This window comes from Halomonas sp. BC04, assembly GCF_000568385.1.
Genome location: NZ_AZQX01000132.1, coordinates 1 through 14852, shown reverse-complemented (window position 1 = coordinate 14852; position 14852 = coordinate 1). Strand labels below are relative to the sequence as shown.

The 14852-nt window shown below is 62.7% G+C and carries 9 protein-coding genes and 6 pseudogenes; 6 read left to right on the top strand and 9 right to left on the bottom strand.

All coding sequences use genetic code 11. The annotated features are described in order from the left end of the window. Window positions 1-264 (top strand): annotated as a pseudogene (locus tag Q427_RS32115) (polynucleotide adenylyltransferase); the annotation flags it as partial. A 13-nt stretch (window positions 265-277) separates the two neighbouring features. Here the strand turns inward: Q427_RS32115 and Q427_RS09270 are convergent. From Q427_RS09270 to folB, 3 genes are read right to left on the bottom strand one after another with little or no spacing between them, the layout of a single operon-like run. After that, window positions 278-1207 carry an exopolyphosphatase gene (locus Q427_RS09270; RefSeq protein WP_043513217.1) on the bottom strand — a complete coding sequence of 310 codons (930 nt, stop codon included), beginning with the start codon at window positions 1205-1207 and terminating at the stop codon, window positions 278-280. 52 nt (window positions 1208-1259) lie between these two features. Next, entirely contained in the window at window positions 1260-1763 is a 504-nt protein-coding gene (gene folK / locus Q427_RS09265) for a 2-amino-4-hydroxy-6-hydroxymethyldihydropteridine diphosphokinase (protein ID WP_043513225.1), read from the bottom strand. A 4-nt stretch (window positions 1764-1767) separates the two neighbouring features. Beyond that, window positions 1768-2133: a dihydroneopterin aldolase gene (gene folB / locus Q427_RS09260; RefSeq protein ID WP_043513216.1), complete on the bottom strand. Its 366-nt coding sequence runs from the start codon at window positions 2131-2133 to the stop codon at window positions 1768-1770. Window positions 2134-2307: 174 nt separating this feature from the next. Here folB and plsY point away from each other — a divergent pair. Continuing rightward, window positions 2308-2865: pseudogene (plsY, locus tag Q427_RS09255) on the top strand (glycerol-3-phosphate 1-O-acyltransferase PlsY). Between the two features lie 76 nt (window positions 2866-2941). Here plsY and tsaD read toward each other — a convergent pair. The 4 pseudogenes from tsaD to Q427_RS33690 all read right to left on the bottom strand — a co-directional run. Then, window positions 2942-3978: pseudogene (tsaD, locus tag Q427_RS09250) on the bottom strand (tRNA (adenosine(37)-N6)-threonylcarbamoyltransferase complex transferase subunit TsaD). Window positions 3979-4307: 329 nt separating this feature from the next. After that, window positions 4308-5307, bottom strand: a pseudogene (locus Q427_RS09245) (IS5 family transposase). A 128-nt stretch (window positions 5308-5435) separates the two neighbouring features. Further along, window positions 5436-6302 (bottom strand): annotated as a pseudogene (locus Q427_RS33695) (methyl-accepting chemotaxis protein); the annotation flags it as partial. A 372-nt stretch (window positions 6303-6674) separates the two neighbouring features. Further along, a pseudogene (locus Q427_RS33690) lies at window positions 6675-7381 on the bottom strand (nitrate- and nitrite sensing domain-containing protein); the annotation flags it as partial. A gap of 264 nt (window positions 7382-7645) precedes the next feature. Between Q427_RS33690 and Q427_RS09230 the strand changes: the two are divergent. Further along, a complete protein-coding gene (locus Q427_RS09230) occupies window positions 7646-8065 on the top strand; it encodes a methyl-accepting chemotaxis protein (RefSeq protein WP_081785908.1) in 420 nt (139 codons plus the stop codon). Between the two features lie 94 nt (window positions 8066-8159). Here Q427_RS09230 and Q427_RS09225 read toward each other — a convergent pair whose 3' ends face one another. After that, on the bottom strand, window positions 8160-10961 hold the full coding sequence (locus tag Q427_RS09225) for an EAL domain-containing protein (RefSeq protein WP_155833502.1): 2802 nt from the start codon (window positions 10959-10961) through the stop codon (window positions 8160-8162). Beyond that, window positions 10847-11854 carry a nitrate- and nitrite sensing domain-containing protein gene (locus Q427_RS09220; RefSeq protein WP_043513209.1) on the bottom strand — a complete coding sequence of 336 codons (1008 nt, stop codon included), beginning with the start codon at window positions 11852-11854 and terminating at the stop codon, window positions 10847-10849. The genes Q427_RS09225 and Q427_RS09220 overlap by 115 nt, the downstream gene beginning before the upstream one ends. Window positions 11855-12243: 389 nt before the next feature. Between Q427_RS09220 and rpsU the strand changes: the two genes are divergently transcribed. The 3 genes from rpsU to Q427_RS29945 form a co-directional block, all read left to right on the top strand. After that, window positions 12244-12459 carry a 30S ribosomal protein S21 gene (gene rpsU / locus Q427_RS09215; protein WP_010629611.1) on the top strand — a complete coding sequence of 72 codons (216 nt, stop codon included), beginning with the start codon at window positions 12244-12246 and terminating at the stop codon, window positions 12457-12459. Between the two features lie 144 nt (window positions 12460-12603). After that, the gene (dnaG, locus tag Q427_RS09210; RefSeq protein WP_043513206.1) at window positions 12604-14430 is read left to right on the top strand and encodes a DNA primase; all 1827 of its coding nucleotides are present in this window, start codon (window positions 12604-12606) and stop codon (window positions 14428-14430) included. A 276-nt stretch (window positions 14431-14706) separates the two neighbouring features. Next, the coding region (locus Q427_RS29945) for an RNA polymerase sigma factor region1.1 domain-containing protein (RefSeq protein WP_155833501.1) at window positions 14707-14852 on the top strand (146 nt) is incomplete at its 3' end.

The following is a 14852-nucleotide window of genomic DNA, read 5'->3' as shown; positions in this document are numbered from 1 at the left end:
CCCGGCGCGGCGGCGGTGCATGAGTGGCTGGATGGCATCGACGCCTGGCGACGCAGTGAACGGGTSCCACCGYTGCTCGCGCTGGTCGAGCTGGAGGCCCCGAGGCTTGCCGACAGGCTCGGGTGCGTCTGGCGAGCTGTCGCCCAGCTTTCGCCCAGAACCCTGGTCGAAGAGGGCTTCAAGGGTGGCGCGCTGGGCCAGGAGCTGGCCCGGCGACGCCGGGCCATAATCGAGCAGGTGCTGGAGGAGCGCTCGAAATCCTGATGCTGCTCTCGTTTCAGCCGTCGCTACGGATACGGGCGATGATATCCCGCAGCCGTGCATCGGCTTCCTCATTGGCGACCTGGCAGGTACCGGCATTGTAGTGTCCGCCGCCACCGTAGGCCAGGCAGAGCTCGCCAACGTTGGTGCGGCTGGAGCGGTCGAGGATTGACTTGCCGATTGCAAATACGGTGTTCTGCCGCTTCAGCCCCCACATGACGTGAATGGAGATATTGCAGTCCGGATAGAGGGCGTAGATGACGAAGCGGTTGGTGGCATAGATGGTCTCTTCGTCACGCAGGTCGAGGACCACCAGGTTGCCGTGAACCTCGGCGCAGCGCTGGATCTGATCCCGGGCCTTGTCGCTGTGTTCCCGATAGAGCTCGATGCGCTCCTGTACGTCCGGCAGGTCGAGAATCTGCTCGATACTGTGCTCCCGGCAGTAGTCGATCAGCTTCATCATCAACTGGTAGTTCGAGATGCGGAAGTCGCGGAAGCGCCCGAGCCCGGTCCGTGCATCCATGATGAAGTTCAGCAGCACCCAGCCTTGCGGATCCAGCACCTCCTCGCGATTGAACTGGGCCGAGTCGCCCTTGTCCACGGCGTCCATCATGTCGTCCCAACGGGCGGGAAAGGCATCGTGACCGCCATAGTGGCGCCAGAGAACCCGAGCGGCCGAAGGGGCGTCGGGATCGATGACGTGGTTTTCCGCCCGCTGCTCGTTGCGCAGCGTCTCGCTCAGGTGATGATCGAAGGCCAGGTGGCAGCCGGGCACATAGGGCAGGTTGGTGGTGATGTCCCGTTCGCTGATTTCGATCTTGCCATCCTGCATGTCCTTGGGATGCACGAAGAGGATGTCATCGATCAGGTCGAGATGCTTGAGCAGGGCACCGCATACCAGGCCGTCGAAGTCGCTGCGTGTCACAAGGCGGAATTTGGCAGACATTCTGGTTCCTTTTCTTGTTCATTGGGGCTCCTTTACGGAGCATTACCCAAGTTTACCTAACTGCCTGTGCTTGCCAACTAAATCCGACAGGCCACAGGCGCTGGTCGGGGGCATCGAAACTGGCCCAGAGCTCGCCGTAGGTACGACCATCGCGAGGGTGGCGCGCCTCGGGCAGCAGTTCGGCCAACGGCTTCAGCACGAAGGCGTGATGAAGTATTTCTCCCCGCGGTAGCGCGACCCCGTCATGCTCTCCGATCAGGTCCCCCACCGTCAGCAGGTCGATGTCCAGGGTTCGAGGGCTGAACTTGGGGCTCTCCTTGCGCCGGCCATTGGCGAACTCCAGGCGCTTGCACCAGGCCTGAAGCTCCCCGACCGACCAGTCGCTCTCGAAGGCGACGACAAGATTGAAGAAGTTGCGCCCATCCTCGAAGCCCACCGGCTCGCTTTCGAAGACACGGGAGACCGCCAGGCTGGCGAAGGTACCCGCCAAGGCATCCAGACAGATGCGAACGTGAGTCTCACGATCGATGTTGCTGCCGATGCTGGCACTGATCAGGCCATCACGTCTCCTCAGGTCGGGTGCCGCGCTCGATGCGAACGCCGACTGCGGCGGCGGCGGGTACGGCACCAGGTTTGCGTACCGTGAGTCGCAGCCAGGGAATGGCGAACTCGTCACGCAGTGTCGCCGCGAGCCGCTCACTGAAGGTTTCCACCAGGGCGAAATCGTGGTCGCCGGCGAAGCGGGCGATCCGCTGGCTGATGGCGGCATAGTCGAGGGTGAGCGAAATATCGTCACCGGCGGCAGCGGGGCGAATGTCGGTGGCCATCTCCAGGTCGAGCAGCAGCCGCTGGGTGATGGCGCGCTCCCAGTCATAGACGCCGATCACGGTCTCCACAGCGAGCGACTCGATCAGTACACGGTCCATGGTGCCTCCCCGTCGGCGGAAGATGCGTTGGGCATCCGATTTGGCGCTCGATTGTACGTGAGCCGCCGGGGGGATGACAGGCGCTGCCCTGTCTAAACGGTGTCGGGGGTGGCAGAATCCGGTCATGAGTATGGAAAAAGACAAGTACAGGTGACATCGGTCGAATGGCTGCCGCTGCTGCTGGGGTTGGGTTATCTCAGCGGTTCCTGGCTGGGTGCCTGAGCGTGTGCCGAATGGCGGGCGTGGAGGACCCGCGGCTGGGAGGCTCCCGTAACCCGGGATTCTCCAATGTGCTGCGGTTGCATGGCCGCCGGCTGGCACTGGCGACGTTGCTGCTGGACGCCTCCAAGGGCATGCCGGTGCTCTGGCTGTCCCTCTGGCTTGGGCTGCCGCCCTGGCCCAGGCATGGTCGGCCTGGCGGTGCTGCTGGGTCACAGCTACCCACCCTGGCACCGTTTTCGCGGCGGCAAGGCCGTCGCCAGTGCCTTTGGCGTCATGCTTGTCCTGACGCCCTGGGTGGCGTTGTGTTGTGCCCTGCTCTGGGTAGTCCTGGCCTGGCGCGTGCGCACCGCTGCGGTGGCCTCTCTAGCCAGTGCCGGCCTGGCGCCACTGGTCAGCGTCTGGCTGGCGCCGGACTATGTCATCGTGGTGATGGCCTTTACCGTACTGGTGCTGGCACGGCATATGCTGAATATCCGACGCCTTAGGCGCGGCGACGAGCAGCGGTTCTAGAAGCCTACAGGTCGCCAGGGCACGCCGCGGCCAGGGCAGGCCTTCGGAGCAGCTGGAGAGAGAATGTCGCCAGTCATCAGTTGCCGGTCGGTGCCCGGAGGGTATCCATCGGCCAGCGTGGTACCGCCTTCATGATGCCGGTCTCATCACTTTCCCCTGCCAATAGCCGCTGAGCGCCACATAGGCGATCATGGCACCGTTATCGGTACAGAAGCGGCCGCGCGGGTAATAGGCCTGGGCGCTGCGCTTGTCGGTCTCCCGTTCCAGCCGTTCCCGCAGGCGCACATTGGCACTGACGCCCCCCGCCATCACCAGCCGCTTGAGGTCGGTGGCATCCAGCGCACGGCGGCACTTGATCACCAGCGTATCCACCACCGCCTCCTCGAAGGCGCGTGCCACGTCGGCGCGGGCCTGGTCGTCCAGCGCGCCATCCTGCTCCAGCCGCTTCAGGGTGGTCAGGGTATGGGTCTTGAGCCCCGAAAAGCTGAAATCGAGCCCCGGGCGGTCGGTCATGGGGCGCGGGAAGCGAAAGCGACCGGGGTCGCCCAGTTCGGCGAGCTTCGCCACCTGTGGGCCGCCGGGATAGGCAAGCCCCAGCATCTTGGCCGCCTTGTCGAAGGCCTCGCCGGCGGCGTCGTCCACCGATTCGCCCAGCAGCCGATAATTGCCCAGCCCCTGGACCTCGACCAGTTGGGTGTGGCCACCCGACACCAGCAGGGCCACGAAGGGAAAGTCCGGCGGCGAGGTTTCCAGCATGGGCGCCAGCAGGTGCCCCTCCATGTGATGGACCCCCAGTACCGGAATGCCCAGTGCACGTGCCATGCCATGGGCGGTGCTGGCGCCCACCATCAGGGCGCCGACCAGTCCCGGACCCGCGGTATAGGCAATGGCATCCAGCTCGGTGCGTGTGACGCCGGCCTCGTCGAGCACCTGCTGTATCAACGGCAGCAGCCGACGGGTGTGGTCCCGCGAGGCAAGCTCGGGCACCACGCCACCGTATTCGGCGTGCATGGCAACCTGGCTGTAGAGCGCGTCGGCCACCAGGCCGCGTTCGGTGTCGTAGAGCGCGACGCCGGTCTCGTCGCAGGAGGTTTCGATGCCGAGTACTAGCATGGGGTGGGCTCGTGAGGAGTGTTAGCCGGGATTCTACCAAACTGATCCCAGCTGGGCTGTGGTTAAGTGTTCGCCCGAAGGCTGAAGTGGACCCCACTGGCAAGACAGAAAGTGCTTGAGTTTAAGCAATAACCTGAGCCTCACTCGCAGCTGAACAGCGCTGCCTCGATGAAGATAAGCCGGAATTAACCTAAGGAACCGTTGAACAATTCGTCGCTGAGCAGCTGATGCGCTCAGCGCAGTAAATTCGAGCCTCAGCGGTCGATTCCTGACCACCTCAGGTGGCCTATTTTCCCTGGCAGCCGGCCTATCCGGCTACCAGGCAAAACTCAAGACGCACTGGCCCCGTCAACTCGGCCTTCGCATTGCTGAGCCAGCACCAGGTTGGCCAGACCGAATAAGCTGAACAGCTGCGCTTGGTTCTTGGCCAGCCCCTTGTAGCGAACCTTCCGGTAGCCGAAGAGGTTCTTGATGACATGAAACGGATGCTCGACCTTGACACGGATGCTGGCCTTGTTCTTCTCGTATTCCAGCAGCAGCGTTTTCATCGGGCTGTCCTCCATCGCTTTGATAGAGCCACGCTTGGCGGCGACACAGCACCGGGAATCCGGGGCATCCTTCTCTTCGTTCAGGTAGTTCCACATGCCGGTGTAACCCGCGTCGCCGTATACCCGCGTGTCGTCATCTCGGACCAGGTGGCTTGTCATGGTGACATCGGCAACGTTGGCCGAGGTGGTGGCGACACTATGGGCCAGTCCGGTCACGGCATCGACGCCAATGTGGGCCTTCAGTCCGAAGAACCACTGATTTGCCTTTCTTGGTCTGCTTCATCTCCGGATCGCGCTGCTTGGCCTTGTTCTTGGTGGAGGGGGCGGCCGCCACGATGGTGGCGTCGACGATGGTGCCCTCGCGCATGAACAGGCCCTGCTCGGCCAGGCTGGCGTTGATTTCCTCGAAGATCCGTTGGGTCAGGGCATGCTTTTCCAGCAGGTGGCGGAAACGCAGCAGCGTGGTGGCATCGGGCACGCTCTCGATGGCCAGATCGATACCGATGAAGTCGCGCATGGCCTGGCTGTCGTAGATGGCATCCTCCAGCGCTTCATCAGCAAGGGCATACCACTGCTGAAGGAAGTAGATCCGCAGCATGCGTTCCAGACCGATGGGAGGACGCCCACGCTTGCCTGCCGAGTTCAGGAAGTAGGACGGCGACAGCGCCTCGATCAGCCGTTGCTACGGCACCAGGACATCCACCTGTGCCAGGAACCGCTCGCGGCGGGTAACCTTCTTCTTGTTCTGGTGCTCAGCCTGGGCGAACGAGATCTGCTTCATCGAAGTGGCTCTGTCAGCGGGTGTAGGGCAGGTCAGATTCTACCTCGCCGGTGGCCACGAGGCAGCGCCGGCGAGATTTATGCAGCGTTTCCCTAAATCCATGGATCTCGGGGTAATTGCCCGGTTGCTCAGAACGACTCCCACTCGGCCTCGTTGACCTGCCGTGAATGTGTCGCGGGGGCGGCCTTGGTACTCGGTGTCGGCGTACCGGGCAAGGAGGCTAACGCGTGGGGACCAGGGGATGACGGTGCCGTCGGTTGCCCGGCTCCCTGGTGCTGGTCCAGCTTGAAGAAGACCATTGCCCGCTCCAGGCGCTGGGCCTGCTCTTCCAGCGATGCCGCGGCTGCCGATGCTTCCTGTACCAGGGCGGCGTTCTGCTGGGTCACCTGATCCATCTGGGTCACCGCCTGATTGACTTGCCCGATGCCTTCGCTCTGCTCTTGGGAAGCGGCAGCGATCTCGTTCACGATATCGGTGACACGCTTCACGGCGGTCACCACTTCGTGCATGGTGGTGCCGGCCTGCTCCACCAATATTGTCCCGTCTTGCACCTGGGTCGCCGATCCCTCGATCAATGCCTTGATCTCTCGGGCTGCCTCGGCACTGCGGCTGGCCAGGCTACGCACCTCGCCGGCCACCACGGCGAAGCCGCGCCCTTGCTCGCCAGCCCGGGCGGCTTCGACGGAGGCATTAAGGGCCAGGATATTGGTCTGGAAGGCAATCGAGTCGATCAGGCCAGTGATATCGGCCACTTGCCGCGAGCTGTCGGAGATGCCGTGCATGGTCTTGATGACTCGCTCCATGACCTCGCCTCCCTGCTCGGCGGTGGTCGAGGCATCCTGTGCCAGACTGCTAGCCTGGCGGGCATTGTCGGCATTCTGCTTCACGGTGGTGGTCAGCTCCTCCATGCTGGAGGCGGTCTGCTCCAGCGAGGCGGCCTGCTCTTCGGTACGCGAGGAAAGGTCGGCATTGCCGATAGCGATCTGACCGGTTCCGGTGGCGACGTTGCTCGCCGCGACCGAGACATTGCCGACGATCTCTTTCAGCCTTGCGACCATCTCCTTGATGGCAGCGAGTAAGCTCTCGGTGTCCCCTTTTCGGGTCGCCACGGCAATGTTGAGATCACCCTCCGCGATCTTGCGAACGATCTCTTGGGTATAGGCCGGTTCGCCACCGAGCTGACGCAACAGGCCGCGAACGATCAGGGTGGCCAGCAAGGCCGCTACTACCAGTACGGTGCCACTGAGGAGCGCAATGAGCAGAAAGGCCACCTGCGCCTGACGCTTCAGCGCGGTGGCGCTGGCGAAGAGGTCGTCGGCGAGCAGGTCCTCGACCTCCTTCATCAGGTCGATGCGCGCGGTCGCGACCTGAAACCAGTAGGAGCCGTCGGTCCCGTCCAGTTCACCCGAGAGGCCGCCATCCAGGATGAGCCGGCGAATGCGCATGACCTCGTCCACCTCTGGACTCTGCACAGTACGCTCATTCAAGTCGACGAGAGAGGCCTCCGCCTGTCTGGCGAAGAGCCCCAGATAGACGTCCTGCTCGGCCACGATCCGCAAATACTGCTGATGCTGCGCGAGAGTGAAGCGTCCCGCGGCGATCGAGACCGCGCCTGTGGCGCGCTCCTGACCGGCTCGTTCCTTGCCGAGCATATAGCTCACATAGGCATTGACTTTGCCGGCGATGCCGGCATCGGGCTGATGTTCGCAATGGCCGAGAGGGTATCGAGAATCTCACCGATGGTGGCGGTAAAATAGGCGTTGCTTTCCAGCCCCGCGATGCCTTCTCGATCAATGGCGTTACGTATTTCGTCGAGTCGGCTGATCCTGGCGAGTGCCCCGGAGAGCTCGGCCTCGAAGTCGGCACCGAAACGCTCAGCCTCAAAGGTGGCGAGCAGCGAGTTCAGCTCCTGCCTGGCCGCATCGGTGAGCCTCCTCTGCTCGATCAGGGTGTCGCGCCCCTGCGCTCCCTCGCTGCCGAGAAGGATGGCTGAAACTCCACGTTCACGCTGCAGTTGATGGATGACCTCGCCGGATCGGGTGGAGAGGACGACCAGTTCGTCAAGCGCGGCCATGTCGTTGGCGAGTTTCCAGCGGTTGAGCACCTCGGCGCTGGCGAGCCCCAGTAGGGCGACCATCGGGAGGGCCAGAAGCAGCAGAATCTGGGAGCTAACGGGCATCCTGCGCAAGAGAGCGATTTTCATTGTTGGAATCCTAATCATGTTGCAGTGAAGGGCCATGACCCTGTGTTTTCACCTGCCCCGGGGGCCAAGCAGTCATATCATGCCGCTTTGCACCCGAGAAACGCATGCCCGGATGGTTGACTCAGGGGGCGTAACATGACTATCGGCTGGGCTCACAAAACATTGAGGCTAAATGCTTCGGTGGAAGCGGCACGAGCCGGCGAACACGGGCGCGGGGCGGAGATCGTGCAGCGTGCAGGCGAGACGATGGAGACTATCGTCCAGAGCGTCGTGCGGGTCAGCGGGGTGATCGCCGAAATCAGCGCCGGCGCACACCAACAGAGCGCCGGTATCGTTCAAGTCAACCAGGCCGTGAGTGAACTGGATGGCAACACCCAGCGCAATGTCGCCATGGTAGAGCAGACCTCCATTACCGCTTCCGACATGCGTGAGCAGGCTGAACATCTCAACGCGCTGATGAGTGCCTTCATCCTGGGACAGCGAGACGGGCCCGAGGCCGAAGCCCCCGCTTCGCTGCCGTGGCCGTCGAACATGGCATTACCGAAGCCGGCGTAACCCCTCCTGCTCGGCATGCCCCGCGCCCGATTCAGCGTGTGGCTTCTCTGCCTGTGAGCGATGCGGGGGCTCGCTCCTGTTCGGAGCCATGGCTTCAGGGGCTGGTGTCGAGAGCCGCGTCCTGGCTCGCTGCGGGGAGGGCGGTGAGTGAGAAGGCCTCCTGTACCCGGGCGAGCAATGCCTCGCCTTGGCAGTCGCTTGCCAGCCAGCCTTGGAGCAGGCCGCTCTCGACGAACTCGGTGACCCGGGCGGTGTCCTCCGGAGCGGCAAGGGCGAGACAGGCGACGTCGGGATAGAGGGCCCGAATGTGCTTGAAGAACTCCAGGCCCGGCATCTCCGGCAGGTGCAAGCCGCCGACCACCACGCGAATGCCGTTCAGGGCGAGCAGGTCGAAGGCTTCATCGATATGCGTGGTCGCCAAGGGCCGGTAGCCGGCCTCCTGCAGCGGGGGGCACAGCGCGGCGATCGCGTCTGCATCGGTATCCATCAGCAGCAGCGAGCGGTCGTCGGCGGCCGAATTGCTGTCGGGCAACGTCATGCGTCGTCGCTCTCTCAACAGGGTCTCCAGCTCCCTCGCCGGCAGCGGGCGACTGAACAGATAGCCCTGCAGTTGGTCGCAGTGATGACGGCGCAGGGTGGCGGCCTGGGCCTGGGTTTCCACGCCTTCGGCCACCACCTGCAGGCGAAGCCCTCGCCCCATGGCGATGATGGTCTGGGCGATGGAAGCCTCATCCGGGGAGGTGGTGATGTTGGTGATGAAGCTGCGGTCGATCTTCAGCGTATCGAAGGGGAAGCGGCGCAGGTAGGCCAGGCTGGAATAGCCGGTTCCGAAGTCGTCCACGGCCAGTTGCACGCCGAGGGCCTTCAGTTCGTTCAGCACTCTGATGGTCTCCTCGGGGCGCTCCATGACCGCACTTTCGGTCAGCTCCAGCTCCAGCAGTTCGGGGGGGAAGCCGGTATCGGCCAGGATCCTGCCGACCGAGGCCGCCAGGTCCACCTGCTGTAGCTGACGGGTCGAAAGGTTGACCGCCATATTCAGCCGGCCAAGCCCCTGGTGCCGCCAGGCCTGACCCTGCAGGCAGGCCTGGCGCAGGGCCCACTCCCCCAAGGGCTGGATCAGGCCGGTATCCTCCGCGATCGGGATGAAGGTCATGGGCGAAATGTGGCCTTCGCTGGGGTGGTGCCAGCGGGCCAGGGCCTCCATGCCCACCACCTCGCCAGTGGCCAGGTCCACCTTGGGCTGGTAGTGCAGTTCAAGGGCGTTGTCCTCGAGCGCGCGGCGCAGATCCTGCTCGAGAGCCAGCCGCTGCTGGGCCGCTGCGTTAAGATCCTCGGTGAAGAAGCGATAGGTATTCTTCCCTTCCCGCGCTGCCAGATGCTGGGCCGTGGTGGCGTTGCCAAGGAGGGCCTCGAGATCCTGGCCATCCCGGGGCAGCACGCTGATACCGGCATGCATGCTGATACGTAGATCATGGCATTCGATGGTCAGGGGGCGAGATACGGTGTCGATCATGCGCTGGGCAACGGCGGCGATGCCCTGGGAATCCGGCGCGTCGGACAGGATGACAACGAATTCGTCCCCCGCATAGCGAGTCACCATATCCTGTTGTCGGGCGCACACTGCCAACCGTTGCCCGACCGCCTGCAGCACCTTGTCGCCAACGCGATGGCCCAGGCTGTCGTTGAGCAGGTGGAAACGGCTGATATCGAGCGACAGCAGGGCAACCTGCTTGCCTCGCTGCAGGGCCTGGCTTGCCACCTTGTCGAAGCGCTGGGCCAGAAGGGCGCGGTTGGGCAGGTTCGTCAGGCTATCGTAGAAGGCCAGCTGGTTTATCTGCTCCTCCATCTGCTTGCGTTCGCTGATGTCGTACTGGATACCGACGAAGTGAGTGATGATGCCGTGGCGGTTTCGCACCGGACTGATGGAGGTCAGCTCCCAATAGGATTCTCCATCCTTGCGCCGGCTCAGCACTTCCCCCTCCCACACCTTGCCTTGCTGAAGCGTCCTGAGCAGGTTGCGGTACTGGCTGCGAGGAAGACGCCCGGGCTCGAGCAGGGGAATGCGCCGGCCCTTTATCTCTTCGGGGGCATAGCCGGTGGTGCGCGTGAACTGCGGGTTGACGTATTCGGTGATGCCGTTGGCATCGGTGATGACGATAGAGCTGACGCTTTGATCGATGGCCTGATTGAGCTTCTGGAGCTCCTGTTCCGCATGAATGCGCTCGGTGACATCCCGGCTATTGGCGACATAGTGGGTAATTTCGCCGGACGGGTCGAGCAGCGGAGAAATGGCTATCTCTTCATAATACGTCTCGCCGCTGGCGTCCAGGTTGAGCAGCGTGGCACGGAAAGTGTCGCCTTTCTCCAGGGCATCACGCAAACTCTGATACAGCGTGGGTGAGTTGCGTTCCTGGCTTTTGAAGATACGCGCATTCATGCCGATGATGTCATCTCGCTGGTATCCACGCAGCTGTTCGAACGCCTTGTTGACGTACTCGATTTCCCGGTGGCGATTGGTGATGATGACCGAATCGGCACTCTGCTCGACGGCGTGTGAGAGTTTGCGCAGCTCTGTCTCTGCCGCTTCTCGTCGTTCGATATCCTCGACAAGACTGGCACGCAGTGACTCGAAGGCCTGCGCGAGGTTGCCTATCTCATCATCGGAAAACGCCGGCAATGGCTGTTTCAAGTCCTCGGTGACATGATTCACCGATGTTTCGAGGCGCAACAGCGGATGAAGGATGCGGCGCCTGATAGACCAGACGGCAAAAGTGAAGATGCCTACGGCTGTGAGGATGGAGAAGACCGCCATGGCCAGCGAGAGCATGACGCTGTCACGCAGCTTGTCGAGGCTGGTTTCGAAATGATCACTGACGACTTCCGAAAGCGACAGCACCGAGCCGATGCCCGCGGTGGCTTGCTGGTACCATTCGGCTGCGCTGACCGGATAGTCGGCGCCTTCACGGTCGGCTCGATAGATGGCAAGTCGAAGGGCCTGATGCTCATCGAGAAAGCGGGTATCCAGCTCAGCTTTGGCCGTTGCAGGGCAGGTATGTCAGGCAGTTGCTGGATCAGGGTCTCGATACGGGCAAGCGAGGCTTCGACGATGTCGCGATAGCGCTGCAGCCTCGCTCGCTCGATTTCGCTCAGGGGGCGCTGCTGGGCGATGGCCGAGCCGATGACTGCCCGTTCTCGCCCGGCATACTCGCTGACATTGAACAGGGCATCCTTGATCAGCGGATTAGTGGTGTAGGAGTAGATGTTGTTCGGCATGGGATGGGCGGTGGCGTCGCGCAGTTCTGACAGGGCCTCGACATAGCGTGTTGCCAGAGTGATCCACTGGCTTTCATCGAGTTCTACTGCCTCGTTGGCGATACGTTGGTCGACCTGCCGGCGTGCCGTTTCCATGGTGTCGTGGTGCTGGGCGAGTTGCTGCAGGCCGCGGCGCAAGGGATGCGTGTCGTCGACTTGAGAAAGGCTCGGGAGTTCTGAGGCCGTGGCCATGATGGAACGATAGAGTGCATCGCCATCGTGGCGTTGCCGGGCCATCTCGTACAGCATGTCCGGACTGGCCTGGGCCGGGTGAGAAAGGATGGCGGCGGTGATTCCGCGCTCCATGGCCATGACGCCGCTCGCGCGAAGGGAAATATCTGCCACCCGATTGCTCTGGTGGACCCACTGGGCAGCGTTCAGCTTGGCCCGGATCTCACGGATTTCCCAGCCCGAGCTCAGCAGGATCAGCAGCCCCATCAGCGTCAGCAGAAAAATCAAGAGATTGCGGATGGTCATTTGTGGCACCACGCAATGGCCCTGCCCCGCGCTCTGTTACAAGCCATTGGCCAGCACTCGCGATAAAAATTGTTAAAATTATTTACGAATCCGTAATGGAACGCTACCTCTGACAGGGGGTATGGGGCAAGCCAAAATGCCTGTGCCATGGGTGGCGTCAACTGTTCCTCACCTTTCGCCGCCAGGCGTTTGCAAAGACCCGGTCTGGCGTCTAGAATACTGTGCGCTGTAGGACTGGGTCGTGCATCCAGCAGGAGATCTTCCGCTTTCTCATGCAGTCCGGGCATCGGTGGCTTGCTGCCGGTCGGGATTTCGTGATGACGGGAGGCGTCCAGAGAGGGTGTGCGTACAAACCGAACTCAAGACATTTTAAGGTAGGTGAGTGCTTAATGCCTTCTGTAAAAGTACGTGATAATGAGCCGTTTGACGTAGCGCTGCGTCGTTTCAAGCGTTCCTGCGAAAAAGCCGGCATTCTGTCCGAGGTTCGCCGTCGCGAGCACTACGAGAAGCCGACTGCAGAGCGCAAGCGCAAGGCAGCCGCCGCGGTGAAGCGTCACGCCAAGAAGCTCCAGCGTGAGCGGAAGCGTTTCGAAAGGCTCTATTGATCCGTACGATGGGGTAGTCGACGCGCTCTGCATCGGCTGTCCGGAAGGATGACCAAGCGGCCGCCGGCGGGTGGCCGTTTGTTTTTCCGCTGAGCCCGCCACGCCCCTCATCCGCCTGTCCAGTCTGGAGGAGGCGATACCCGCATGGCCGGTCAGATACCGCAGCGTTTCATCGATGACCTGCTGGCTCGCGTCGACGTTGTCGAAATAGTGGGCGAGCGGGTGCAGTTGAAGAAGGCCGGGCGGAACCATGCCGGGCTTTGTCCGTTTCATCAGGAAAAGACGCCGTCGTTTACCGTCAGTGCCGACAAGCAGTTCTACCACTGTTTTGGCTGCGGCGCTCACGGCAATGCCCTGCGCTTCCTGATGGAGTACGACAACCTGCCATTCCCGGAGGCGGTCGAGCAGCTGGCTTCGCGGCTCGGCCTGGAAGTGCCGCGTGAAGGGGCCGACGATCCGCGTGCCCAGGCGCGTGAGCGCAAGCGTCAAGAGGGTGTCAACCTGCTGGAGCTGTCGGCGAGCTTCTTTCGGGAGCGCTTGAAGATGCCGGAAGGGCAGGCTGCGCGCCATTATCTGGCCGAGCGCGGCCTTTCGCCGGAGGTGCAGACGGCGTTCGGGATCGGCTATGCGCCGGCCGAGTGGGAGTCGCTCAAGCGACACCTGTCGGCGCGTGACATTCCCGAGGCCGTTCAGATCGAGTACGGGCTGCTGGTTCACCGCGAGGAGAGTGGGCGAACCTACGACCGCTTCCGTGACCGGGTAATGTTCCCGATTCGCGACGTTCGGGGGCGAACCATCGCCTTCGGCGGACGAGTGCTGGGCGATGCCAAGCCCAAGTATCTCAACTCACCGGAAACGCCGGTTTTTCACAAGGGACGGGAGCTCTACGGGTTATTCGAGGCGCGCCAGGCCAATGCGCGTCTGGAGCGGCTGGTGATCGTCGAAGGCTACATGGATGTGGTGGCCCTGGCGCAGTTCGGGATTCGCAATGCCGTGGCCACCCTGGGTACCTCGACCAGCGAGGATCACCTGTCGCGGCTGTTCCGCATGGTCGACGAGGTGGTGTTCTGCTTCGACGGCGATCGGGCTGGCCGCCAGGCGGCCAGCCGGGCGCTGGAAGTCGTCCTGCCGCTGATGATCGACGGCCGCCAGGCCCGGTTCCTGTTCCTGCCCGAAGGGGACGACCCGGATACCCTGGTGCGGCGCGAGGGTGCGGAGGCCTTTGTCGATCGGATCACCTGTGCCAGCCCGCTGTCGGAGTTTCTTTTCGATCAGGCCGCGCGGGGGCGTGACCTGGCGCGAATCGAAGACCGCGAGCGGTATGCCAGCCAGGTGCTGGCAGCTACCGGCAAACTGCCCGATGGGCTGTTGAAATCGCTGATGCTCAATGAGCTTTCGAGACGAACCGGTGTCGAACGATCACGCTTCGAGGCGCTGATGTCGCGGTCCGAGAGTGGTTCGGGGGAGCCTGGCGAAGCGGAAATCGCTTTTGTTCCGGCGCAGCCTTCGTCCGTAAAGGGAGCGGGGGCCGGCCCGCGACCCGGCCAGGTGTCGTTGGGGCTGGTGGCGCGAATACTACAGTTGTTGGTGCATGAGCCGATATTGGTAGAGCGGCTGCCCGAGTCGGACGACTGGTACCCCGAGGGGGATCCGGATGCCTTGCTCTGCCGTGAGGTGGTGCGCCTGTTGCGGGCCGGGCGCTACCGCAGCGGTCAGGTGCTGCTGGCGCATTTTCATGGCAGCGAACAGGGGCAGCGGCTGGCGGCGCTGGTGAGGCGCGAGATGCTCATTCCTCGCGCCGCCAGGGCGCAGGAGCTCGATGGCCTGGTCGAGCATTTCCGTCGGCATCAGAGGCGGCCATCGTGCCAGGAGCGGATCGATACACTGCTGGCAAAGCAACGCTCGGGAGAACGGCTTTCGCCCGAGGAGCGCCAGCGACTCATGACGCTCCTGGCCGAGCTGGGGAGCTGAGCTAGGCAAGTGGGCACGCAAGAGAGTCCGGCGCCACGGACGAGCAAGAGTAATGGATATTGGTGGTGGGGTTGAATTCTTTTCCAGCATCACCACATAGGGTGCATGGATTCGCCCCGCGACAGCACAACCGGACAAATTAACACACCTGAGTGACCGAGCAAATGGGTCGAACTGGCGGCAAGGGGTGATATACCGCTATACTGTTCGGCTTCATGAGTTTTCTCCATCCAGCGCTTCAGGTGCTTCATTCTTCTTCGTCGAGATAGGGTTTCTATGGCTGGAAATGCGCAGCAGCAGTCACGTCTGAAGGAGTTGATCGCGCGCGGCAAGGAACAGGGCTACCTGACCTATGCCGAGGTCAACGACCACCTTCCCGAAGATATCGCCGATCCCGATCAGGTGGAAGATATCATCGGCAT